Origin of the sequence: Pseudomonas sp. PDM21 (genome assembly GCF_014852505.2) — a bacterium.
Classification (GTDB): Bacteria; Pseudomonadota; Gammaproteobacteria; order Pseudomonadales; family Pseudomonadaceae; genus Pseudomonas.
The window spans coordinates 4,760,563-4,782,351 of sequence record NZ_CM181223.1; the positions used below are offsets into that span (position 1 = coordinate 4,760,563).

At 66.5% G+C, this 21,789-nt stretch carries 18 protein-coding genes and 1 pseudogene; 9 read left to right on the top strand and 10 right to left on the bottom strand.

Annotated features, from left to right (window positions below):
• Positions 1-75 precede the first annotated feature (75 nt).
• From IB275_RS21830 to IB275_RS21840, 3 genes are all read left to right on the top strand, one after another.
• Complete coding sequence (locus IB275_RS21830) at positions 76-843, top strand: AraC family transcriptional regulator (RefSeq protein WP_192292485.1); 768 nt, start codon at positions 76-78, stop codon at positions 841-843.
• A gap of 613 nt (positions 844-1,456) precedes the next feature.
• A complete protein-coding gene (locus IB275_RS21835; RefSeq protein ID WP_081519223.1) occupies positions 1,457-1,618 on the top strand; it encodes a DUF1427 family protein in 162 nt (53 codons plus the stop codon).
• A 34-nt stretch (positions 1,619-1,652) separates the two neighbouring features.
• Complete coding sequence (locus IB275_RS21840) at positions 1,653-2,609, top strand: quinone oxidoreductase family protein (protein WP_192291091.1); 957 nt, start codon at positions 1,653-1,655, stop codon at positions 2,607-2,609.
• A gap of 28 nt (positions 2,610-2,637) precedes the next feature.
• Here the strand turns inward: IB275_RS21840 and IB275_RS21845 are convergent, their stop codons facing one another.
• Together IB275_RS21845 and IB275_RS21850 are read right to left on the bottom strand one after the other, a co-directional pair.
• Positions 2,638-3,426: an iron-containing redox enzyme family protein gene (locus IB275_RS21845; protein ID WP_192291093.1), complete on the bottom strand. Its 789-nt coding sequence runs from the start codon at positions 3,424-3,426 to the stop codon at positions 2,638-2,640.
• Positions 3,427-3,502: 76 nt separating this feature from the next.
• The gene (locus IB275_RS21850) at positions 3,503-5,953 is read right to left on the bottom strand and encodes an EAL domain-containing protein (protein WP_192292488.1); all 2,451 of its coding nucleotides are present in this window, start codon (positions 5,951-5,953) and stop codon (positions 3,503-3,505) included.
• Positions 5,954-6,333: 380 nt separating this feature from the next.
• Between IB275_RS21850 and IB275_RS21855 the strand changes: the two genes are divergently transcribed.
• Both IB275_RS21855 and IB275_RS21860 read left to right on the top strand, forming a co-directional pair.
• Complete coding sequence (locus IB275_RS21855; protein WP_225607672.1) at positions 6,334-7,437, top strand: helix-turn-helix transcriptional regulator; 1,104 nt, start codon at positions 6,334-6,336, stop codon at positions 7,435-7,437.
• 124 nt (positions 7,438-7,561) lie between these two features.
• A complete protein-coding gene (locus tag IB275_RS21860; protein ID WP_192291095.1) occupies positions 7,562-8,449 on the top strand; it encodes a methyltransferase domain-containing protein in 888 nt (295 codons plus the stop codon).
• On the opposite strand, the gene IB275_RS21865 is transcribed toward IB275_RS21860, so the two are convergent.
• From IB275_RS21865 to IB275_RS21885, 5 genes and pseudogenes are all read right to left on the bottom strand, one after another.
• Positions 8,450-10,243, bottom strand: a complete 1,794-nt coding sequence (locus IB275_RS21865) for an ABC transporter ATP-binding protein (RefSeq protein WP_192291097.1) — start codon at positions 10,241-10,243, stop codon at positions 8,450-8,452.
• Positions 10,236-10,838: a DsbA family protein gene (locus IB275_RS21870; protein ID WP_192292495.1), complete on the bottom strand. Its 603-nt coding sequence runs from the start codon at positions 10,836-10,838 to the stop codon at positions 10,236-10,238. The genes IB275_RS21865 and IB275_RS21870 overlap by 8 nt, the downstream gene beginning before the upstream one ends.
• A 36-nt stretch (positions 10,839-10,874) precedes the next feature.
• Positions 10,875-11,810 carry an oxygen-dependent tRNA uridine(34) hydroxylase TrhO gene (trhO, locus tag IB275_RS21875; RefSeq protein WP_192291099.1) on the bottom strand — a complete coding sequence of 312 codons (936 nt, stop codon included), beginning with the start codon at positions 11,808-11,810 and terminating at the stop codon, positions 10,875-10,877.
• Between the two features lie 189 nt (positions 11,811-11,999).
• Positions 12,000-12,308: a BolA family protein gene (locus tag IB275_RS21880; protein ID WP_138212761.1), complete on the bottom strand. Its 309-nt coding sequence runs from the start codon at positions 12,306-12,308 to the stop codon at positions 12,000-12,002.
• Positions 12,309-12,360: 52 nt separating this feature from the next.
• Positions 12,361-12,919: pseudogene (locus tag IB275_RS21885) on the bottom strand (DUF2059 domain-containing protein).
• Between the two features lie 121 nt (positions 12,920-13,040).
• On the opposite strand from IB275_RS21885, the gene IB275_RS21890 reads away from it, so the two are divergent.
• The 4 genes from IB275_RS21890 (at position 13,041) to aqpZ (ending at position 17,044) form a co-directional block, all read left to right on the top strand.
• On the top strand, positions 13,041-14,054 hold the full coding sequence (locus IB275_RS21890) for a DUF2804 domain-containing protein (protein WP_081519213.1): 1,014 nt from the start codon (positions 13,041-13,043) through the stop codon (positions 14,052-14,054).
• A 135-nt stretch (positions 14,055-14,189) separates the two neighbouring features.
• Positions 14,190-15,584, top strand: coding sequence for a class II fumarate hydratase (locus tag IB275_RS21895; protein ID WP_192291101.1), 1,395 nt, complete (start codon positions 14,190-14,192; stop codon positions 15,582-15,584).
• Positions 15,577-16,200, top strand: coding sequence for an NAD(P)H-dependent oxidoreductase (locus IB275_RS21900; protein WP_192291103.1), 624 nt, complete (start codon positions 15,577-15,579; stop codon positions 16,198-16,200). The genes IB275_RS21895 and IB275_RS21900 overlap by 8 nt, the downstream gene beginning before the upstream one ends.
• 160 nt (positions 16,201-16,360) lie before the next feature.
• On the top strand, positions 16,361-17,044 hold the full coding sequence (gene aqpZ / locus IB275_RS21905; protein WP_192291105.1) for an aquaporin Z: 684 nt from the start codon (positions 16,361-16,363) through the stop codon (positions 17,042-17,044).
• 230 nt (positions 17,045-17,274) lie between these two features.
• Here aqpZ and IB275_RS21910 read toward each other — a convergent pair whose 3' ends face one another.
• From IB275_RS21910 to IB275_RS21920, 3 genes are all read right to left on the bottom strand, one after another.
• On the bottom strand, positions 17,275-19,833 hold the full coding sequence (locus IB275_RS21910) for a TonB-dependent receptor (RefSeq protein ID WP_192291107.1): 2,559 nt from the start codon (positions 19,831-19,833) through the stop codon (positions 17,275-17,277).
• A 339-nt stretch (positions 19,834-20,172) separates the two neighbouring features.
• Positions 20,173-21,123 carry a FecR family protein gene (locus IB275_RS21915; RefSeq protein WP_192291109.1) on the bottom strand — a complete coding sequence of 317 codons (951 nt, stop codon included), beginning with the start codon at positions 21,121-21,123 and terminating at the stop codon, positions 20,173-20,175.
• The gene (locus IB275_RS21920; RefSeq protein ID WP_081519207.1) at positions 21,120-21,641 is read right to left on the bottom strand and encodes a sigma-70 family RNA polymerase sigma factor; all 522 of its coding nucleotides are present in this window, start codon (positions 21,639-21,641) and stop codon (positions 21,120-21,122) included. Before IB275_RS21920 ends, IB275_RS21915 begins: the two co-directional genes overlap by 4 nt.
• Positions 21,642-21,789: the final 148 nt, after the last annotated feature.

Genomic DNA, 21,789 nt, shown 5'->3' on the forward strand with positions numbered 1-21,789 from the left:
GCCCTCGTCAGGGCGCCGTGCGGCGGCTACCATGCGGCCCATCTCCCCTGCCCGAATCGGACTTTGGCCCGCACTATGGCCCGCGCCGCTCCCCCTGATTTCGAAGCCACGCCGGCGACCCTGCGGGCCCTGGCCCGCAGCTACCCGCGCGGCCTGCACATCGAGCCGCACTCCCACGACTGGGGGCAGGTGCTCTACGCCATGTCCGGGGTGATGTGGCTGGAGACGCCTTCCGAAGCGCTGCTGGTGCCGCCCAACCGTGCCGTCTGGCTGCCGCCGCAGGTGCCCCACGGCATCCGCGTGGTCAGCGAACTGCAGATGCGCAACATCTACCTGCGGCCGGGCACGGCGGACTCCCTCGGCGAACAGGTGCAGGCGTTCGAAGTGGGCGGGTTGCTGCGCGAGCTGATCGTCCGGCTGGTGGAGCACGAGCGCGAGCCGGATACCGACTACTACCAGGCGTTGTCGCAACTGGCGGTGCTGGAGCTGCAACGCGCCCGCAGCCTGCTGTTGCGCGTGCCATTGCCGGACGACTCCGACCGTCGCCTGCTGAACCTGTGCCTGGCGGTGATGGCCGAACCGACCCAGGAGATATCCTTCGAGCAGCACGCCGCCGACGCCGGCGCCAGCGTGCGTACCCTTGCCCGCCTGTTCACACGCAGCCTGGGCATGGGCTTCGCCCAGTGGCGCCGGCAGGTGCAACTGGCCACCGCGGTGGCGCAGCTCAACGAAGGCCTCGCGGTGAGCCAGATCGCCCATGGGCTGGGGTATCAGCCAGGGAGCTTCAGCGAGATGTTCCGGCGTGAGTTGGGCGTGGTGCCGTCGGAGTATTGCGCCAGGTGAGGTTCGGCGTTGGGCGGTTCGCGAGCAAGCTCGCTCCCACGAAAAGCAAAATGCCCTGATCTGGCTCTGGCTCTGGCTCTGGCTCTGGCTCGAAAGTCTTCCAGAGAGATACCCGCGCACTCCGAACGGCCCCGTTCAGGAGGCCTCGTTGAAGCGGAGTTTCAGGGGTTGAGCGACATGGATGTCGCGAGAGCGTTGTCGGGCCAGGGATGGCCCGTCAACGCGGGCCCCTGAAACTTCGTTTCAACGAGGGAATTTTTCGCCTAAGCGAAAAACCGGATGTCCGGGGCAAGACCTTTGCCTTCTTTGGGGCGTTTGCCAAAGAAGGTCGCCCGAGGGGGCGAAACAAGATGCCCGGGCGTACGCCGAAGCGGCGCAGAAACACCCAAGCCAACGCAGCAGACCTGCAACACCAGAGCAAGAGAAAGCGCCGGCCCGGCCGGCGGATCGCGGGCATGGCCCGCTCCTGCAATGGGCGCTGCCGACACGCCCATCCAATACTCCCCACCCACATCTGTCCGATATTCCGAAGCCAATGACCGGCGGCGCTTCGGCGCGGCTCCTAGACTGGCCCCATTCCCGCCAGCCGCCGGAAACACCCGCGGAGTACAAGATGAACTACCTGATATCCCTGGCCATCGGCATCTGCGTCGGCCTCGCCTACCACTTCCTCGACTTCCGTTCACCGGCGCCGCCGCTGGTGGCGCTGGTCGGCCTGCTGGGCATGCAGATCGGCGAGAACGCCCTGCCGCTGTTGACCCGCTGGTTCCCCTGATCCCATCTCCCCCTGATTGCCAAGGACCCGTGCCATGAAAGCCCTGCAATTCGACCGCACCGGCGACCTCGCCGCCCTGAGCTTCACCGAGATCGCCGACCCGGTGCCCGCCACCAATGAAGTGCTGGTGGAAATCCACGCCGCCGGCCTGAACCCCAGCGATGTGAAGAACGTCCTCGGCCGCTTCCCCTACACCACCCTGCCCCGCGTGCCCGGCCGTGACTTCGCCGGCACCGTGGTGAAAGGGCCGGCCGAGCTGCTGGGCAAATCCGTCTGGGGCACCGGCCGGGGGCTGGGCTTCAGCCGCAACGGCAGCCACGCCCAGCTGATGAGCGTGCCGGTCGGCGGGGTGGCGCTGATGCCCGAGCACATGAGCTTCGCCCAGGCCGCCAGCTGCGGCGTGCCCTTCACCACCGCCTGGGACGCGCTGGAGCGCAGCCAGGTCGGCGCCGGTACCCGCCTGCTGGTGATCGGTTCCGGCGCTGTCGGCGCGGCGGCCATTTCCCTGGCCAAGGCCCGCGGCGCCCAGGTGCTGGGCGCGGTGCGTCGCGCCGAATCGCAGGTGGAACTGCAAGCCCAGAGCGTGCCGAGCATCCTGCTGGGCTCGGCGGACACCCTGGCGGCGCAGGTGGAAGAACACTTCCCCGGCGGCGCCGAGGTGATCTTCGACACCACCGGCTTCTGGCTGCCGGCAGCGGTCTCCGCCCTGGCTACCTTCGGCCGCATCGCCATCATCGCCGCGCCGGTGGACGGCCACGTGCAGCTTCCAGCCCTGGCGCTGTATCGCCGTGGCGGTTCGGTGGTCGGGGTGAATTCGCTGCTGTACGACACGGTGGCCTGCGCCGCGATGCTGCGCCAGTTCGGCCAGTGGTTCGACGACGGCAGGCTGCCGCTGCCCACCGGCCTGCGCGAAGTGCCACTGAGCGAGGGTGTGCAGCGTTATCACGAGGTCAACGAGGGCAGCAGCGAGAAGATCATTCTCGTGCCCTGAGTCCGGACACGGCTGGGAGGTTTGCCTCTCAGCCGGCTATCTGCATCGGCCCCCGCCGCACATTGCCCTGCACCTGCTCCAGCGCCAGGCACTGGTCGAGGAACAGGCGCATGTAGCCATAGCTCTTGCAGATCGCCTCGCGCAGCGCCAGACAGCGCGGCATGGCGAGCTGCGGGCCGCAGAGGGTGCAGATGATCTCCAGGGCTTCCCAGGGGTGATCGTCGTCGTAGCGGGCGTGCATCTTCAGCCAGCGCATGGCGTCCTTGCGGCTGCCGGCCGGCAGGGTGCGTTCGTAGGCATCGGTGGAACAGACCAGCGCCGACCAGTCACCGGTCGCGCCTTCGATGGCGTAGTTGGTGGCGGCCATGGCCAGCGCCAGCTCCTCGGTGGCGCAGCTGTGCCAGCACCAGTGGCCGAGGGCATGGAGTTCGGCGGGTACCAGCTGGGCCTTGAGTTCGGCCAGGGTCACGCCGTAGGCCTCGGCCCAGCGCACCCAATAATCGGCGTGGTTGAGCTCGACGCGGATGTTGCGCATCAGCCAGCGCCGCGCCATGTCTTCGCCGGGGCTGCGACCGAATCGGGTCTTGAGCAGGTTGTGGGACATGTACAGGGGGAATTGCTCCACCACCTGCCAGCCACCGACCAGGAAGGCGCGCATGGTCTGCCGGCTCAGCTGGCCGTCGCGCATGCGGGCGTAGAGGGGATGCTCGACCACCGATAAACGGCTGGCTTCGCATTCCTGCACCAGGCGCTGGGCCCAGTGCGGATAGCTGGAAAGCTCCTTGAGCGGCCCACTGCGAACAAAGGTGTCGTTCATCCAAGGCTCCGTTGCTGGTCGATCCATGCAAGCACCGGTAATTCAGGCCTCAGGTTAGTCCTCTCCTGGCTGCACGTCACCGTCCGGAGGTTGTGTCGGATGCTACAGCTGCGATATGCGTCTCACGCAGGAAGCTCCGGTTGAAGGGTTGCGGCCGAGCCAGCCCGTATCCCTGGGCGTAGTCAATACCGATTTCCCGCAGGACTTCGAGGATTTCCTGGGTTTCGACGAATTCCGCCACCGTGCGTTTGCCCATCACGTGGCCGATCTGGTTGATCACCTGGACCATGGCGCGGTCGATGGGGTCTTCGAGCATGTCCTTGATGAAGCTGCCGTCGATCTTCAGATAGTCCACCGGCAGGTGCTTGAGGTAGACGAAGGAAGACATCCCGGCGCAGAAATCGTCCAGCGAGAAGCGGTAGCCCAGGGCCTTGAGCTCCTGGATGAAGCGCGTGGCGTTGACCAGGTTGGCGATGGCGCTGGTCTCGGTGATCTCGAAGCACACGCTGGCGGGCTCGATGCCGTAGCGCGGCTGCACGTCGCGGAGAAAGTCGAGGAAGGTATCGTCACCGATGGTAGCGCCGGAGAGGTTGATGGCGCAGGTATGAATCGGTTCGTAACCGCCCTCGGCGTTGCGCTCGGCCAGGGTCCGGAAGGCGTTCTCGACCACCCAGCGGTCGATGTCCGGCATCAGCCCGTAGCGCTCGGCGGCGGGGATGAAGTTGATCGGCGCCACCAACCGGCCGCACTCGTCGTTCAGGCGCAGCAGCAATTCGACGTGGGCGCCCTCCATCACGCGCTCGTCGACGGGGAAGATCGGCTGGGCATAGAGACAGAAGCGCTCCTCCTCCAGCCCAAGGCGTATGCGCTGTACCCAGGCCATCTCGCCAACGCGGTTGGACAGCTCGGTATCGTCCGGACGGAACACCTGGGCGCGGTTACGGCCTTTTTCCTTGGCCATGTAGCAGGCCATGTCGGCACAGCGCAGCGCTTCCTCCACCGACACCAGCATGGCGGAGATGTGCACCACGCCGATGCTCACGGTGATGTTGAAGCCGCGGCCCTCCCACATGAAGTGCAGCGCCTGCACGGTCAGGCGGATGCGTTCGGCGATCTGCACCGCCATGTCCGGCGGACAGTGTTCCAGGAGGATGCCGAACTCGTCACCGCCCAGGCGCGCCAGGGTGTCGCCGTCGCGCAGGCACTGCTGCAGCACGGAGCAGACCTGGCGCAGCAGTTCGTCGCCGGCGGCGTGGCCGCAGGTGTCGTTGACCAGCTTGAACTGGTCCAGGTCCAGGTACATCAGCGAGTGCTGGTCGTGGGAGTCCGCCGAGCTTTCCAGGGCCTGCTTCAGGCGGAACTCGAACTCGCGGCGGTTGGTCAGGCCGGTCAGTGCGTCGTGAGTTGCCTGCCACGACAGGCTGGCCATGTACTGGCGCTCGCGGGTCATGTCGTGCAGCACCAGCACCACGCCGATCACACGGCCATCGGCGTGAATCGGGGTCGCCACCAGGGTTACGGCCACGCTGGTGCCATCCAGGCGCTGGATCAGCTTGCTGGTCTCGCTGCCGCCATCCACCTCTGCGCGCAGGATCTGCCCCACCAGCGGCAGGCCCTCCACCTGCGAGTTCTCGTCGAGCACCCGCAGCAGTGAACGCAGCGGCAGGCCGACAGCCATGGAGTTGTCCCAGCCGATCAGACGTTCCGCCGCCGGGTTGAAGTAGGCAATGCACTCATGTTGGTCGAGCGTCACCACGCCGTCGCCGATGGCCGCCAGGGTGGTCTGCGCACGTTCCCTCTCGGTGTCCAGGGCACTTTCGAAGGCGCGCTGCTGGTGCAGCAGCTTGCGCGTGCGCCAGACCGCCAGGAGGATCAGCGCCAGTCCGGTCAGACCGTTGACCACCAGCAGCACCCACATGATCATCCGCGAGCCCTGCCCCAGTGCGGCGGAGAAAGCCATGGCGGCCGGCGTGACGCCGTCGTTGATGGCCTGGATGCGGCTGTTCCAGTAGCTCAGGTCGCCGGGACGGACGTCATTGGCACGGATCTTCGCGCTCATCTCGTCGGACAGCTGCTCCAGCTGGTCGAGGTAGGCGTCGCCGATGATCCACATCTTCACGGCCTGGTCGAAGTAGCTGTACTCGTGGAAATAGCGGTACAGCCAGATCAGCGCACCGACGTCGTCGGGATGGATGCCACCCTGCAGGGCGCCAGCGCGGGCCAGTTCCAGGTCGGGTTGGCTGAGATCGAGGGCGGCGCGGAAGGTCCGGTCGCCCTGGGGAATCGCAATGGCGGTGCGGTAGCGCTCGTAATCCGCCGAATCACGGCTCTGACCATAGAGTTGCAGGTAGTGGATGGCGTCCTTCTGGCCTTTGGACCAGAGGCTCTCGCCGCCCACATAGGCGCGCACCCCGGAGAGAATAAAGAAGCTGCCGCTGCCGATCAGCGTCTGTAGCAGGACCACGACCATGAACGGCCAGACCAGCTTGAGCAGACGCGTCGTACGCCGGGTCGGCAACAGTCCCATTGCATCCATAACCAGTTTCGACTTCCTTCTTTCAATTCCTGGCAGGCCGCAGGGGTAGTGACGGCTCACCCCGGGACTTTTCTGTCAGGCCGCCCCTTCCTTAACTTCTAGCCGATCGCGGGAAATCCTCAAACTGTCTGCATGAGCTTGGTGGTCCGGATTCCAGCCGTCCGGCGGAAAAGTGCCAATTCGTTGTGTGAAATGCCTTCCGTCGCCATCCCACGATTCATCCGAAACAGGCCGATTAGTGGCCTTGCGACACTCAAGGCCATGTGCCATACCTCGATCGTGCAATCTGCAAAGTGCAATCTGCACGGTGAGCGAGCACGTTGAAAGCGCACGGCGAACAGTGCGATCCGCAATCAACGGATGGAGCGGCCATGCCACGGCGGGATATGGACAGGCGGTACGACCGGCTGGTGGGGCTGACCTACGAGTGCGTACTCGACGAAGCCAACTGGCTGCCGCTGCTCACTGAGCTGATCTCGGCCAGCGGCCGCCAGCAAGGTGCCCTGTTGTTCTGGGACCAGACCGAGAGCGGCGCACTGGCCAGCGAGATCAACCTCTGCGACCCCGGCGCCATCGAGACCTACAACCGCGAATTCTGCACCATCGATCCGTCCAAGGGCTTCATGCTCCACCGCCCGGTCGGCCACTGGTACCACGACCGCGAGGAATACGGCCCGCAGCGCATGGCCCGCGACCCGTACTACCAGGAATTCCAGCGCCCCAACGGCATGCACAACGTGTCGTGCCTGAAACTCAACGAGCAGGCCAACTCCGGCGTCTACCTGTCGGTGCTGACCAGCCTCGGCGCGCGCTACCCCACCCCGCAGGAACAGACCCTGCTGACCCGCCTGAGCGAGCACCTGACCCGCGCCGCGCGGATGTTCGGGCGTATCGACGAGATGCGCCAGCAACTGGCCCACCGCGACCTGCTGCTGGACCAGCACCCCACGCCGCTGTGGCTGCTCGAGGGCAACGCCCGCGTGCTCTACGCCAACCAGGCCGCTCAGCAGCGACTCGGTCTGCGCGGCGGGCTGTTCCATGAGGTTTTCGGCCGCCTGCACTGCCGCCAGCACGACGCGAAGCTCCAGGCCCTGGTACGCCAGGCCGCGCCCCGCGCCGGCAAGGGCAAGGCCGGCTGGCTGCCGCTGGGCGATGGCAGCGGGCAGGAACTGCTGGTCACCCCGGTGCCCGCCGAGGCCAGCTTCAACCAGCCCTTCCAGCGCCCACTGGTGCTGTTGGCGCTGCTCGACGCACACCGCCAGAGCCGCCTGCTGGGCGAACTGTTCGGCCTCACCCCGGCCGAGCAGCGCCTGGGCGACCTGCTGGTCCGCGGGCTGACGCCCGAACAGTGCGCCGACCAGCTCGGCACTTCGATCAATACGGTACGCAGCCAACTGCGTGCGTTGTTCCGCAAGACCCACACCAGCCGCCAGGCCGAACTGGTCAGCCTGCTGGTGCGGCTCGGGCAGCGCTGAATTTTCGCGGCCGTCATTCATTCAGATGATGGCCCGGGGCCAAGTGCCCCCTAAGGTGTTGGACGGATCACCGGCAAGGCCGGTGGCGCTTTCTCATCACTGAGCGGTATCCCAGGTGGACGGCATGGACAACGGCACCCAGCAGAATCCGAACTCGCTAACCGAAGCCATCGAGCAACTCGAACAGCAGCTGCGTCACCTCCGGGACGACGAGACCGACCTGCTGGCGCTCGCCACCGGCAGCGCGCCGCCAGCCGAAGCCCCGCGCGTGGTGCCCTTCCCCCGGCGCCGCGAGCGGCCGATGGGCGAAGGTGCCGGCAACGCGGTGCTGATGGACTACCTCTACGGCATCGACAGCACCCTGCGTTCGCTGCTGCCCGATGGGCCGACCGAAGAGTTGTTCCGCTACGCCAGCTCCGCTCCCGCCTCCCGCGCATTGCGCTCGCGCCGCCAGTTGCTGGCACGCGAGATCGACCGCTGCTGCCAACAGCTCAGCGGCCAGGCACGCATTCTCTGTGTGGGCTGCGGACACCTGCGCGAGGCCGAGTTGGCGCGCTCGCTGCGCCATGGCCAGTTCCGCCAGTTCACCGCGCTGGACGCGCAGGCGCTGTCCCTGCAGACGGTGGAGGCCAGCTATGCCGCGCTCGGCGTCCAGACGCAGCAATGCAACCTGGACGACCTGTTCTACGGACGCCAGGACCTCTGCCATTTCGACCTGATCTACTCGCCGGGCCTCTACGAGGTGCTGGACGACCACGACGCCCGCGACCTGACCCGCAACCTGTTCGCCCGCCTGCTGCCCGGCGGGCGCCTGCTGATGGGCAACTTCCTCCCCGGCGTGCCGGACATCGCCTACCTCGAAGGCCTGCTGGACTGGCGCCCGCACTACCGCAGCGATGCCCACCTGCTCGATCTGCTGCTGGGCATTCCCTACAACGACATCGGCAGTGCGCGGGTCTTCCACGACATGGGCAACTGCGTGGCCTTCCTCGAAGTCACCCGCTACGGCTGATCAGCCCTGCTGCAGGTGTCCGTACAGGCGCGCATAGAGCCCGCCTTCAGCGATGAGTTGCTGGTGGTCGCCGTCTTCGGCGATGCGTCCGCCGTCGAACACCAGCACGCGGTCGGCCTGTTTCACCGCGGACAGGCGGTGGGCGATGATCAGCGTGGTGCGCCCTTCGAGGAAGCGCTCCAGTGCCTGGTGCAGGGCGTATTCGGTGGCGGCATCGAGGGCGGAAGTGGCCTCATCGAGGATCACCACCTTCGGTTCGGCGAGCACCATGCGGGCAATCGCCAGGCGCTGCCGCTGGCCGCCAGAGAGGCGCACGCCGGAACGCCCGACCACGCTGTCCAGCCCCTGCGGCAGGGCGCGGATGGTGTCCGCCAACTGCGCTACTTCCAGCGCGCGCCAGCAGGCTTCGTCACCGCGCTCGCGGCCCATGGTCAGGTTGGCGCGCACCGTGTCGTTGAACAGCGCCGGGTGCTGCAGCACCACGGCCACATGCTCGCGCACGCAATCCAGGCCAATCTCCTCCAGCGCCGCGCCGCCGTAGCGGATGCTGCCGGACTGTGGCTGGTAGAGGCCCAGCAGCAGTTGCACCAGGGTGCTCTTGCCGCCGCCACTGGCGCCGACGATGGCGACTTTCTCGCCGGGAGCGATGTCCAGGTCGAGGCCGTCCAGCACGAGTTCGTCGCGGTAGGCGAAGCTCAGGTCGCGCACCTGGATGCCGACGCTGGTGTGCCCGGCGAACGGATCGCGGCGGTGCTGGTAATGCGGCTCGTCGGCGCGCGCCAGCAGCTCGTTGATGCGAGTCAGCGCCCCCCCAGCGGCGTAGTAGGCGTACTGCAGGCTGAGCAGTTGTTCCACCGGTCCGATCATGAACCACAGGTAACTGAAGACCGCGAGCATCTGGCCGATGGACAGGTCGGAGAACAGCACGGTGAGCATGGCCGCGGCGCGGAACAGGTCGATGCCGAACTGGAACAGCAGACCGCTGGCGCGCCCGGCAGCGTCGCTCTTCCACTGCGAGGCGACGGCGTAGTCGCGCACTTCGCGGGCACGCACACCAAGGCGACCGAGGAAGAAGCCCTGGCGGTTGCCGGCGCGCACTTCCTGAATGGCTTCGAGGGTTTCGGTCAGCGCCTGGGTGAAGCGCGAAGTGCTGTCGTTCTCCAGCTTCTTCAGGTGCTTCACGCGCTTGCCCAGCTGCACCGTGGCGAAGATCACCAGCGGGTTGAACAGCAGAATCAGCAGCGCCAGCTTCCAGTGCATCCAGATCAGGATGCCGGCGGTGCCGCAGAGAGTCAGCAACGCCACCAGGAAGCGGCTCAGGGTGTCGCCGACGAACTTGTCGAGGGTGTCGAGATCGGTCACCAGGTGCGCGCTGACCGAGCCGCCGCCGAGGGTCTCGTATTCGCCCAGGGCGATGCGCTTCAGGCGTTCGATCAGGCGCAGGCGGATGCGGTACACCACGTCCTTGGACAACCGCGCGAACAACTTGGCCTGCAGTACGTTGAACACCAGCGCGCAGCTGCGCAGCACCAGGGTTACCAGCAGCATCAGGCCGATGTAGCCGACCGGCTTGTGCCAGCCGGCGGGCAGCCAGTGATTCATCACCTGCAGGGCGGCGTCGCCCTTGCCCAGCAGCACTTCGTCCACCAGCAGCGGCAGCAGCAGCGGGATCGGTACGCTGCAGGCGGTGGCCAGTACGGCGACCAGATTGGCGAGGAGCAGGGCCTTGCGATGACGGAAAGCGAGCCGGCGAATCTCCGCCCAGCTCAGGCGGTCATCGGACAGCTCAGGCATGCCGCCCGCGCTCCAGCCAGCGCTCCAGCAGCGGGGCGAGTTCGCCCAGTGGCTGGTAGCCGTTGGTCAGCAGGGCCAGTTGGCCGTCGCGCTCGGCCAGCAGCGTAGGGAAGCCGGCGATGCCCAGGTCGCGGGCCCAGGAAAAGTCGGCCAGGGTCGCCAGGTGATTGTCCTGGCTGTCGAAGGCTTCGGCAAACTCGATGCGCGGCAGGCCGACCTGTTCGGCCAGTTCGCTGAGCACACTGGCCTGGGTGACGTCGCGGCCTTCGGCGTAGAACGCCCGCTGGATTTCGCCGACCAGCGCCCAGGCGCAGTCCTCGTCCAGGCGGCGTGCGGTGACCACCGCCCGGCAGGCCGGTTCGGTGTCGTAGACGAAACCGTCGGGCAACGCATCTTCGAAGCGGAACGGCTGGCCGGTGGCTTCATGCACCGCGTGCCAGTGTTCGAGGATGTAGCGCTTGGTGGTCGGCTCCAGCGCGGCGCCCTGCCCCGTGCGCAGCCCGCCCATCACCAGCGCCAGCGGCACACCTGCGGCGCGCGCCTGCTCCACCAGCTGCCTGGCGACCGGGGCGAAACCCCAGCACCAGGAGCACATCGGGTCCATCACGTAGAGCAGGCGGCTGGTCATGGATCAGTTCTCCGCGCGGGGATCACGGCCAATGGGGTGCGGCTGGTTGCGCTGGCGCGCCAGTTCAATCTGCTTCTGCCGCTCGCGGGCGCTGGCGCGGGTCTTCTCCGACAGCGTGTCCCAGCAGTGCGGGCAACTGATGCCCGGCGCGTAGTGTTGCGAAGCGCGGTCCTCGACCGAGATCGGGTTGCGGCAGGCATGGCACTGATCGTAGTCGCCCTCGGTCAGGTCATGGCGCACGGTCACGCGGTTGTCGAACACGAAGCAGTCGCCGCGCCAGAGGGTCTGCGCCTCGGGCACTTCCTCCAGGTACTTGAGGATGCCGCCCTTGAGGTGGAACACCTCTTCGAAGCCTTCGTTGAGCATGTAGCTCGAGGCCTTCTCGCAACGGATGCCGCCGGTGCAGAACATCGCGACCTTCTTGTGCTTCGCCGGGTCGTAATGCTCGCGGATGTAGTCAGGGAATTCGCGGAACGACTTGGTCTTCGGGTCGATGGCGCCCTCGAAGGTGCCGATGGCCACTTCGTAGTCGTTGCGGGTGTCGATCAGCAGGACTTCCGGGTCGGAGATCAGTGCGTTCCAGTCCTGGGGTTCGACGTAGGTGCCGACCTTGGCGTTCGGGTCCACGCCGGGCACGCCGAGGGTGACGATTTCCTTCTTCAGCTTGACCTTGGTGCGGTAGAACGGCTGCTCGTCGCAGTAGGACTCCTTGTGGTCGACATCGGCCAGGCGCGCATCGGTGCGCAGCCAGGCGAGCAGGCCGTCGATGCCGGCGCGGGTGCCGGAGACGGTGCCGTTGATGCCTTCCTCGGCGAGCAGCAGGGTGCCCTTCACGCCATTGTCCAGCAGGGTCTGCAGCAGCGGTTCGCGCAGGGCGACGTAGTCGGGCAGGGAGACGAACTTGTACAACGCCGCGACGACGATTCTTTCGGTGGTCATGCATCACTCCAGTGGTCGCCCGCGTAAAGGGCGGACCGGGCTTCTTTGGAAGCGAACGTTTGGAAACACAGGCTGATCGACAGCTGAAAATGACAGCGCCGGCTGAAGCCGGCGCTGTGAGTCGCATTCTACCGGAGCGGGGCGAACCCCGCACGCGGTTGGTCAGCCGCCGATCAGTGCATCAGGCTCTCAATGCAGATCATGCTTGCTGCCGCCACGGCAGGTCGGCGAATCCGGTGCCGCGCCCTGCTGCGCCCACTCCTCGGGGGTGTAGGTGTGCATGGCCAGGGCATGGAACTGACTCATCAGCTCGCCGAGCGTGGCGTAGACCTTCTGATGCCGCTTCACCGCGTTCAGTCCGGCGAACGCCGGGCTGACGATCACGGCCTTGTAGTGCGTTTCCTGTCCGCGGCTGTGCATGTGGCTCTCATCCAGCACCTCAAGGTGTTGGGGTTCGAGGGCACTCAGGGCAGTCTGGATACGGTCACGCATGCTCATGTCGGGTCTCGCTGGCAGTCAGTACGGTCAAGGCGGGTGGAAGTCAGGACGATCAGGGCTTCTTGGCCGGAGCGGCCGGGGCCTTCACGCCCAGCTCCTTGTCCATGTCGGCCATCAGCTTGTTCACCGGCTCTACCGCGGTCTGCAGTTTGGCCTGGGTCAGCTGGGCGGATTCGGCGGTCAGGCGCGGCATCTTCTCCAGCACCTTGCGGCCCAGGGGCGATGCGTAGAAGTCGTTCAGCTGCTTGAGCTCGGATTCACTGAAGTTGCTGGTGTAGAGCTTGACCAGTTCGGGTTTGAGCTTGTCCCAACCCACCGCGCGGTCCAGTTCGGCGTTGGCCTTGGCCTGGTAGCGGTCGAGCACGGCCTTCTTGCTGTCCGGCGCCTTGGCCTGGGCGAAGCGCTGGGCGAGCATCTGCTGGACTTGCGCGTAGACCGGCACGGTCAGCTTGTCGGCATGGACCTGCTTGAGGAACTTCTCCGCCTCGGCGTTGGCGTCAGCCAGTGCCACGGAACTGAAGCCAACCAGAAGTGCTGCGGTGCAGAGGGAACGAAGAACGGTCATGGGGCAGTCCTGTGAGTCTGAAGGGTGTCCGGGTGGGACCCGCCATTCTGCGCCTAAGTTCGGAATGTGCTCAAGAGAGTGCCAAATGGCCCGGAAGTGACCGGCTTCTCTTGTCGTACAGTTCCCGAAACGTCATGCTGCGGCGCGTTGCCACATGGATGTGACCGATGAACACCCTCACCCACCCGCCGACACTCGTCGCCGCGCCGCCCCTGTGCGATGCGCGCGGCCGCCTGAACAGCGCGGCCGTGGGCTGGTCGTCGCGGCCACAGACGCTCTGCCAGCTGTCCGGCAATGCCGGCCGGCGCAAGCGCTGGAACCACTGGTGCATCAATGCGCCGGGCTGGATGCTCTCGATCACCATCGCCGACCTCGACTACCTGGGCTACGGCGCCGTGTACTTCCTCGACCTGGAAACCGGACAGTCGGTGCACCGCACCCAGTTCAGCCCCTTCGGCCTGGGCTGCCACCTGCCGGACACGCCCAACCAGAGCCATCGCTTCGAGCACGGCCAGCTGTGCCTGGGCTTCGATGAACAGCCCGGCCAGCTGCGCATCACCGCCTGCGCGCCGAACCTGGGCGGCCAGCCGCTGAATCTCTCGCTGGAAGTGCAGCGCCCGGCGCACCTGGAGTCGGTCAACCTGGTGGTGCCCATGGGTGGCAAGTGCTTCCATGCCTGCAGCCGGCAGATGGGCCTGCCGATCAGCGGCAGCCTTACCCTCGGCCACAAGACCTACCGCTGCACCGACGGCCAGAGCTTCGCCGCGCTGGATTTCGGCCGGGGCGTCTGGCCGTTCAACACCCAATGGACCCGCGCCGCCTTCGCCGCGCCCGGCGGCATCGCCGGCAACTTCGGCGCCGGCTGGACGGAAAACAGCCACCTGAGCGAGAACGCCCTGTGGTTCGGCGGCGAGCTGCAGGCGCTGGACGGCCCTGTGGATATCCGTCAGGTGCCGCACGACCCGCTGTCGCCCTGGCAGCTACGCGGCAGCGATGAGCGCGTCGATCTCACCTTTACCCCGCGCAAGCTGCACCGCGCCTGCCCGCGCCTGGGCCCGCTGTTCGCCGAGACCTGCCAGTGGTTCGGCCGCTTCGACGGCTCGCTGCGCAGCGACGAGGGCGACCTGGTGCCGGTGAATGGCGCGCTCGGCTGGGTTGGTTCCACGCACGCCCGTTGGTGACTGCCCTCTGGCACCTGCCTGTCGCTGAGTCTCGCACGCCAGCCAGACCGCTCTATCACGGCCATTGAGCCGGAGTGGAACCCGGAAGCCCCACAGCGGCCTAAACTGGCCGAGACCCTTTTCCGGAGAAGCACCATGAGCCGCACCGAAACCGACAGCCTCGGTCCCATCGAGGTCCCCGACGACGCCTACTGGGGTGCGCAGACCCAGCGCTCGCTGCAGAACTTCGCCATCGGCGGACAGCGCATGCCGCTGGCCGTGGTGCATGCCCTGGCGCTGATCAAGAAGGCCGCCGCGCGGGTCAACGCGCAGCTGGGCGAATTGCCGGAGAACATCACCAGCCTGATCGAGGAAGCCGCCGACGAAGTGCTGGCGGGCGAGCACGATGACCAGTTCCCCCTCGTCGTCTGGCAGACCGGCAGCGGCACCCAGAGCAACATGAACGTCAACGAAGTCATCGCCGGCCGTGCCAACGAGATCGCCGGCAACGGCCGCGGTGGCAAGAAGCCGGTGCATCCCAACGACCATGTGAACCGCGCGCAGAGCTCCAACGACAGCTTCCCCACCGCCATGCACATCGCCGCCGCGCAGGCGGTGCAGAACGACCTCCTGCCAGCCATCGCCGAACTCAGCGGCGGCCTCGCCCAGCAGGCAGCGCGCCACGCCAACCTGGTAAAGACCGGGCGTACCCACCTGATGGATGCCACACCAGTCACCTTCGGCCAGGAGCTTTCCGCCTTCGTCGCCCAGCTGGACTACGCCGAGCGCGCCCTGCGCGCAGCGCTGCCGGCGGTCTACGAGCTGGCCCAGGGCGGCACCGCCGTCGGTACCGGGCTGAACGCTCCCAAGGAATTCGCCGATGCCATTGCCGCCGAGCTGGCCGACCTCTCCGGCCTGCCCTTCGTCTCCGCGCCGAACAAGTTCGCCGCCCTCGCCGGCCACGAACCGCTGGTGACCCTGGCCGGCGCCATGAAGACCCTCGCCGTGGCACTGATGAAGATCGCCAACGACCTGCGCCTGCTCGGTTCAGGTCCCCGCGCGGGCTTCGCCGAGGTGAAGCTGCCGGCCAACGAACCGGGCTCCTCGATCATGCCCGGCAAGGTCAACCCGACCCAGTGCGAGGCGCTGTCGATGCTCGCCTGCCAGGTCTTCGGCAACGACGCCGCGATCACCTTCGCCGCCAGCCAGGGCCACCTGCAGCTCAACGTCTACAAGCCGGTGATCGTCCACAACCTGCTGGAATCCGCACGCCTGCTGGCCGACGGCTGCCGCAACTTCAACACCCACTGCGTCGCCGGCATGGAGCCGGATGCGGCGAAGATGCGCGAGCACCTCGATCGCGGCCTGATGCTGGTGACCGCGCTGAACCCGCACATCGGCTATGACAAGGCCGCCGAGATCGCCAAGAAGGCCTACGCCGAAGGCAAGACCCTGCGCGAAGCCGCACTGGAACTGGGCTACCTGACCGACGCCGAGTTCGACCAGTGGGTGCGCCCGGAGACCATGCTGGAGGCCGGGCAGAATGGTTGAGCCGCCCCGCTCCGGCGCCACCCCGATCGAGGGCGACGGCAAGCGCGTGCTGCTGGTGCTGGGCTCGCCCAAGCCCGGCGGCTTCTGCCACGCGGTGGCCGAGGCCTACGCCCACGGCGCCCGCGCCAAGGGCCATGTGGTGCACACGCTCAGGCTCGGCGAGCTGAACTTCGACCCGGTGCTGCGCGGCGGCTACGAACAGAGCCAGAACCTGGAGCCGGATGTGCTCGAAGCCCAGCGGCAGATCCACTGGGCGCAGCACATCGCCTTCGTCTATCCGATCTGGTGGGGCGGCCTGCCGGCGCTCTTGCAGGGCTTCTTCGACCGCGTGCTGCAGCCGGGCTTCGCCTTCCGCTACCGCTCGCTGGAGTCCCGCGAGTTCGAGCCGCTGCTGGGAGGACGCAGCGCCGATCTGCTGGTCAGCCACGACCAGACTCACTGGCACTACCGCCTGCGCCAGGGAGCCCCGGCCCACCGGCAGATGACCCGCTGCATCCTCGCGCCCTGTGGCATTGCACTGCACCACCTGGAGGAGTTCAGCCCGGTGCGCGGTTCCGGCGAGGAGCAGCGGCAAGGCTGGCTGCGCCGGGCGGAACTACTGGGCACGCAGGTCTGAAGGGACGGCGGATAGCGCATGGCGCGCTGTCCGCCCCACCGCTTCCCCCTTCAGAAGGTATTCCCTACACCTTGGGAAATCCCCTACACCGCGCCAACCTCCCGTTTCCCTAGCATGCGCAAGCCCGAATTCCGGGCTTCTCTTTGCCTCTGGAGGCAGCATGCTTCGCAAACTTTCCGCCGAAATGATCGGCACGTTCTGGCTGGTGTTCGGTGGTTGCGGCAGCGCCATCTTCGCGGCCCACGCCATTGGCGTACTGGGTGTCGCCCTGGCCTTCGGCCTGACGGTCGTGACCATGGCCTATGCCATCGGTCCGATCTCCGGCTGTCACCTCAACCCTGCCGTCACCCTCGGCCTGTGGGCCGGCGGCCGCGTTCGCACCCTGGACGTCGTGCCGTACATCGTCGCCCAGATCATCGGCGGCGTGCTCGCCGGTGCCGTGCTGTTCTACATCGCTTCCGGTAAGCCGGGCTTCGACGTGCTGGCGGGCTTCGCCGCCAACGGTTTCGGTGAAGGCTCTCCGACCGGCTACAGCATGCAGTCGGCGCTGGCCATCGAGGTGCTGCTGACCGCGTTCTTCCTGTTCGTGATCATGGGCGCTACCGACAGCAAACTGGCGCCGGCCGGTTTCGCGCCGATCGCCATTGGCCTGACGCTGACCCTGATCCACCTGATCAGCATCCCGATCGACAACACCTCGGTGAACCCGGCGCGCAGCCTGGGCGTGGCGATCTTTGCCGACCCGCTGTTCATGAAGCAGCTGTGGCTGTTCTGGGTCGGCCCGCTGGTGGGCGGTGTGATCGGTGCACTGGTCTATCGCGTCGTGCGTCCGACCTCCGCCTGACTCACCCTGCATTGCCGTTACGAAACGGGCGCCTTCGGGCGCCCGTTTTCGTTGGTATGCAGGTAGGGAGCATAACGCCCCAAGCGTTATCCGCCATCGTCGCAGCCGGCGTAGAAAGCGTTCCGTTTATGCGCCCTACAGGTATCGGGCATCGAGTATCTCTGTAGGAGCGAGCCATGCCCGCGATCGCGAGTATGGCTCGCTCCTACAGGTGTCCCACGAGGGAGACTTCAGAAGTACTGGGTGAGACTGAACTTGGCGTTGCGGCCCTGGCTGTACACGCTGTCGCCGGCCAGCGCGGGGTGGTAATCGCGGTTGAACAGGTTGTCCACGGTGAAGTTCAGCTCGGTGTTCTCCAGGCCCAGGCGGCGCGGCTTCCAACTGGCGAACACGCGGTGGGTGTCGTAACTGTCATTCACTGTCTGGTCCCAGAAGATGTCGCCGACGCTGGTGCCCATGCCGCCGGAATACTTGTCGCTGGGCAGGCGGTCGGTCTTGCGGACGAACTCTCCCTGCCAGCCGACCTGCGCATCCCACGACGGGATCTTGGTGCCCAGGGTGGCGACCCACTTGGCCGGCGGTACGTCACGTGCCCATACGTTCGGCCCCCAGGGGTTGCTGTAGGCACCGTCGTGCTTGCCGGTCACCCACGAGTACGACAGCCCGCCGAACAGCCAGGGGCTGTCGTAGAAGCTTTCGACCTCGAAGCCCTTGTAGGTCACGCCCGGCAGGTTGCGGTAGTTGGACAGCGGCAGATAGTCGCCACAGCTGCCGGAAATGGTGCCATTGTCGATGGACTGCTGCTCGCAGCCGACGCTGCGGGTGCGGAAGATCTCGTCCTTGATCTTGTTCTGGAACAGCGTGGTGCGCACCTGCAGGTTGTCGCCGTTGATGAACAGGTCCGGCAGGTTGACCAGCGATCCGAAGCGCAGTGCGTGGATGCGTTCGGGGTCCAGGTCACGGCTGGTGGCGCTGACCGTGCTGCTGTTCTGCACCTCGTACATCTCGTCGATCACCGGCGCGCGCCAGGTGCGGCTGTAGTCGGCGAAGAAGCCCAGGCGCTCGGTGGCAGTCCAGAACAGCGACAGGCGCGGAGACCAGCCGCTGTAGGTCTGCGAGCTGTAGTCATGGCCTTGGGCTGCGTTGTTGTAGAGCGGCGCGTCATTGTCCTTGCCCTGGTTGCGCACGTGGTCGAAGCGCAGCGACGGGGTGATGGTCACGCTGCCCAGGGTCAGCGCGTCCTGGATGTAGGCGCTGTTGGTGTTCTGCTTGCCGCTGGGCATGAAGGTCGGCTGGAAGTGACCGTAGTTGTAGCGCGCGGTGTCGTAGGTGGAACCGGGGATGTACATGTCGGTGGTGCGGGTGTGGCGGTGGAACTGCGTGCCCACGGTGAGCGCGTGCTGCACCGGGCCGGTGGCGAACAGACTGGTGTTGCGCAGCTCCAGCACCTTGTCCTTGTAGTCGGTGTCCATCTTGCGGCCACCGGTGGAGACCTGGAAGAAGGCGTCCGGGTTGCGCTCGTCGGTCTGGTCGATGTGCGACTCGGAGTACTGCACCATCAGGTCGATCAGCGGGTTGTCGATCGGGTGGTATTCGTACTTGCCCGACCAAGTGGTGTCGGTGGTGTCGCGGTGCGCCAGCAGACGCTTGAGCGCATCCTCGTAGCCGTATCGGTCGATGCTCGACTGGGTCGGAGGTGTCGGATAGGACGCCGAGGAGAACGGCGTCCAGCGCGTGCTGTGGGAGCGGCTGTAGGCGAAGCTGATGTCGTTGTCGAGGTTGGGGTGCAGGTTCAGCTTGAACAGCCCGGCGTCCAGGTCCTGGGCGCTGTTGGGCAGGCGGCTGGGGTTGATCGGGTAGTTGTTGTTCGGGTCGGGGATGTGCCCGGCGAGCTTGATGTCGCGGCCGTCACGGGCAGTGAGGTAGGCCAGCGCGTCGACCTTGCGGTCCTCGGTGCGGCCATAGACGGCGCCGCTGTAGATTTTCTGCTGGTCGTTGGAGTGGTAGCCGTACTTGAGCATGGCGCCGACGTTCTGGTCGTCACGCAGCATGTCCGGCGCGTCCTTGGTCTCCATGTGCACGGTGCCGCCGAAGCCGCCGTTGCCGTTGTAGACCGAGTGCGGGCCCTTCTCCACCTCGATGCGCTTGATCAGCTCCGGCTCGATGAACACGGTACCTTGCTGGTAGCGCTCGAAGCCGCTCTTGGTCGCGCCATCGAGGGTGAAGGGCACGTCCTCGGCATCGCCCAGGCCCCAGATGTTGACGGTCTGTCCACCCGGTTTGGGCGAGCCGCCCATGGTCACGCCGGGCAGCGTCTGCAGCAGGGTGGGAATGTTGTCGGCCTGGATGCGCTCGATGTCCTTGCGGGTCAGGGTCGAGCGGCCGACGTTGCTGGAATCCACCGACAGGCCGCTGCCGACGATGGTCTGCGAGTCCAGCTCGATGGCGTTGTCGCTGAACTTGTCGACCTTGCCCGAGCGGCGCACGACGAAACCGTCACCCGCCTCGACCAGCTCCAGGGACGAGCCCTTGAGCAACTGCTCCAGCGCTTCACGCAGGCTGTAGCGACCGCTCACCGCCGGCGCCTTGAGGCCGTCCAGCTGGGAGGCGTCGTAGAGCACCTGTACGCCGGCCTGCTGCGACAGGCTGCCGATGGATTCGCTCAGCGCCTGCGCCGGCAGGTCGACCTGCCAGTCGGCAGCGCGGCTGTACTCGGCCATCATCAGGCTGCCGAGCAGCACGGCGCAGCCCAGCGGGCGCGCGAACGGGAAGTTGAAACGAGACTGCATGCAAGGCCCTCCCCAGGGTCGAAAAGCGCTGCGCATTTCGCAGCGAATGACGGGGAAGACCCTCATTCGAGAAAAACCCACACCTGCAAATAAAAATATTTCTCAAAAAGAATCGAATCTGGGTCGTTGCTGTTTTTGTAGGAGCGGACTCCGTCCGCGATGTGCAACCTGCCAGCTCGGAGCCGCCGGAAATCGATCGCGGACGCAGTCCGCTCCTACGTAATGAGCCAGCGCTGTAGGGCGAATAACCTGGAACAGGTTATCCGCCGGTTCCTTTGCGGCGGATAACGCTGGCGCGTTATCCGCCCTACCCTCAGGCCAAGCGCAGGAACGGGGAAGTCAGCGCGGCAGGATGATCGCGCTGCCGTCCGCCTTGCGTTGCACGCGCACGTCCAGCAGCACCGGCAGGGCCGCAAGGAAGTCGTCCGGGCGGGCCAGGCGCACGTTGCCGGAAATGGGCTTCTGCGCCAGTCGCTCATCACCCAGGCGAATCGGCGCCGCGCGGTATTGCGACAGCTCGTCCACCAGCGCACCCAGCGGCTGGTTGCGGAAGGCGAGCATGCCGTCGCGCCAGGCGGCGATGGAGGCGACCGGTACGTGATCGACCTCCGCCTCCCCTGCCCCGCCGAGCAACCGGGCGCGGTCCCCCGCCGTCAGCGTCTGCTCAGCCGGCGCACCGAGCTGCGCCTGCAACGCCACCTTGCCGTGACGCACGGCGACGGTCAGCCCATCGCCCTCGCGATGCACATCGAAGCCGGTGCCGAGCACCCGCACCCGGCTGTCGCCGGCGGTCACGCGGAAGGGCCGGTCGGCGTCGTGGGTCACTTCGAAATAGGCTTCGCCGCGCAGCAATTGCACATCGCGGAAACTCTCGGAGTAGTCCACCCGCAGTGTTGAATCCGCCGCCAGGAAAACCCGCGAGCCATCGACCAGCGTGACCTCGCGCTGCTCACCCGGCGCGGTGGATTGCACCTGCTGCGGATCGGCCAGGCGGCCGCCACTGAAGTCGTTGGCCAGCAACAATGCCGCGCAGAATACGCTGGCGGCGGCAAGCCCGCGCCAGGGCAGAATGGAGCGGCGACGCGGCGCGATGGCGGGCCGGCGCAGCTGGTCGAGATCGATCCACAGCTGCTCGATCTCACGGTAGGCCGATGCATGGGCCGGATCTTCCGCCAGCCAGTCGGCGAAGGCCTGGCGCTCGCGGGCATCACAGGCGCCCGAGCGCTGGCGACTGAACCACTTGGCGGCCAGTTCGTCGATCACCTGCTGGCGCTCCTCTTGCGGCGTCATGCTTCGCCCTCTCCCTGAACGTGCCGCTTGCAGTGCAACAGCGCACTGGCGACGTGCTTTTCCACCATGCTCAGTGAAATCCCCATGCGCCGCGCCACCTCGGGCTGCGACAGGCCGTCGAACTTGTGCAGGATGAAGGCCTCACGTCGGCGGGGCGGCAGGCTGTCCAGTGCCTGGGAAAGCTGCCGCAGATAACGTTGTCGCTCGAACTGCACCACGGGTTCGCCCCCTTCGGCGGCCGGTTGCTGGTCAGTATCCGTGGCCTCTTCCGGCTCGCAGGCAAAGCGCCGGGAGCGCTGCCAGTGATCACGCAGCAGGTTGCGCGCCACCTGGAACAGGAAGGCGCGCGGCTGCTCTACCTGATGCCGCGAGGAAGACTTGAGCCATTGGGCGAAGGCGTCCTGGGCAAGGTCGGCGGCGTCCGCCGAGCTGCCCAGCTGCTTGCGAAGGAAGCGCAGCAATTCGCCGTGGAAGGAGCGATAGGCCTGGGACACCGAACGGGAGAAACGCTCATCCATCGACGCACGCCTCTTGGCGTCGCCGCCCTGCCCCACACTTGCCCGCTACCACGTCGCCCCCAGAACCGGGGCGCTGGGCCACCGGCAACTATCGAATTACACAAATGATAATACATATCATTTGCAGAATTGAAGCCGGACGAGAACG

What these genes read in the sequence shown, in the direction of transcription:
- IB275_RS21910 (WP_192291107.1), bottom strand. Translation starts at nt 19,833, where the DNA reads ATGCAGTCTCGTTTCAACTTCCCGTTCGCGCGCCCGCTGGGCTGCGCC.
- aqpZ (WP_192291105.1), top strand. Translation starts at nt 16,361, where the DNA reads ATGCTTCGCAAACTTTCCGCCGAAATGATCGGCACGTTCTGGCTGGTG.
- IB275_RS21900 (WP_192291103.1), top strand. Translation starts at nt 15,577, where the DNA reads ATGGTTGAGCCGCCCCGCTCCGGCGCCACCCCGATCGAGGGCGACGGC.
- IB275_RS21880 (WP_138212761.1), bottom strand. Translation starts at nt 12,308, where the DNA reads ATGAGCATGCGTGACCGTATCCAGACTGCCCTGAGTGCCCTCGAACCC.
- IB275_RS21835 (WP_081519223.1), top strand. Translation starts at nt 1,457, where the DNA reads ATGAACTACCTGATATCCCTGGCCATCGGCATCTGCGTCGGCCTCGCC.
- IB275_RS21840 (WP_192291091.1), top strand. Translation starts at nt 1,653, where the DNA reads ATGAAAGCCCTGCAATTCGACCGCACCGGCGACCTCGCCGCCCTGAGC.
- IB275_RS21850 (WP_192292488.1), bottom strand. Translation starts at nt 5,953, where the DNA reads ATGGGACTGTTGCCGACCCGGCGTACGACGCGTCTGCTCAAGCTGGTC.
- IB275_RS21870 (WP_192292495.1), bottom strand. Translation starts at nt 10,838, where the DNA reads ATGTGCTCCTGGTGCTGGGGTTTCGCCCCGGTCGCCAGGCAGCTGGTG.
- IB275_RS21830 (WP_192292485.1), top strand. Translation starts at nt 76, where the DNA reads ATGGCCCGCGCCGCTCCCCCTGATTTCGAAGCCACGCCGGCGACCCTG.
- IB275_RS21860 (WP_192291095.1), top strand. Translation starts at nt 7,562, where the DNA reads ATGGACAACGGCACCCAGCAGAATCCGAACTCGCTAACCGAAGCCATC.
- IB275_RS21890 (WP_081519213.1), top strand. Translation starts at nt 13,041, where the DNA reads ATGAACACCCTCACCCACCCGCCGACACTCGTCGCCGCGCCGCCCCTG.
- IB275_RS21855 (WP_225607672.1), top strand. Translation starts at nt 6,334, where the DNA reads ATGCCACGGCGGGATATGGACAGGCGGTACGACCGGCTGGTGGGGCTG.
- IB275_RS21895 (WP_192291101.1), top strand. Translation starts at nt 14,190, where the DNA reads ATGAGCCGCACCGAAACCGACAGCCTCGGTCCCATCGAGGTCCCCGAC.
- IB275_RS21845 (WP_192291093.1), bottom strand. Translation starts at nt 3,426, where the DNA reads ATGAACGACACCTTTGTTCGCAGTGGGCCGCTCAAGGAGCTTTCCAGC.
- IB275_RS21920 (WP_081519207.1), bottom strand. Translation starts at nt 21,641, where the DNA reads ATGGATGAGCGTTTCTCCCGTTCGGTGTCCCAGGCCTATCGCTCCTTC.
- IB275_RS21865 (WP_192291097.1), bottom strand. Translation starts at nt 10,243, where the DNA reads ATGCCTGAGCTGTCCGATGACCGCCTGAGCTGGGCGGAGATTCGCCGG.
- trhO (WP_192291099.1), bottom strand. Translation starts at nt 11,810, where the DNA reads ATGACCACCGAAAGAATCGTCGTCGCGGCGTTGTACAAGTTCGTCTCC.
- IB275_RS21915 (WP_192291109.1), bottom strand. Translation starts at nt 21,123, where the DNA reads ATGACGCCGCAAGAGGAGCGCCAGCAGGTGATCGACGAACTGGCCGCC.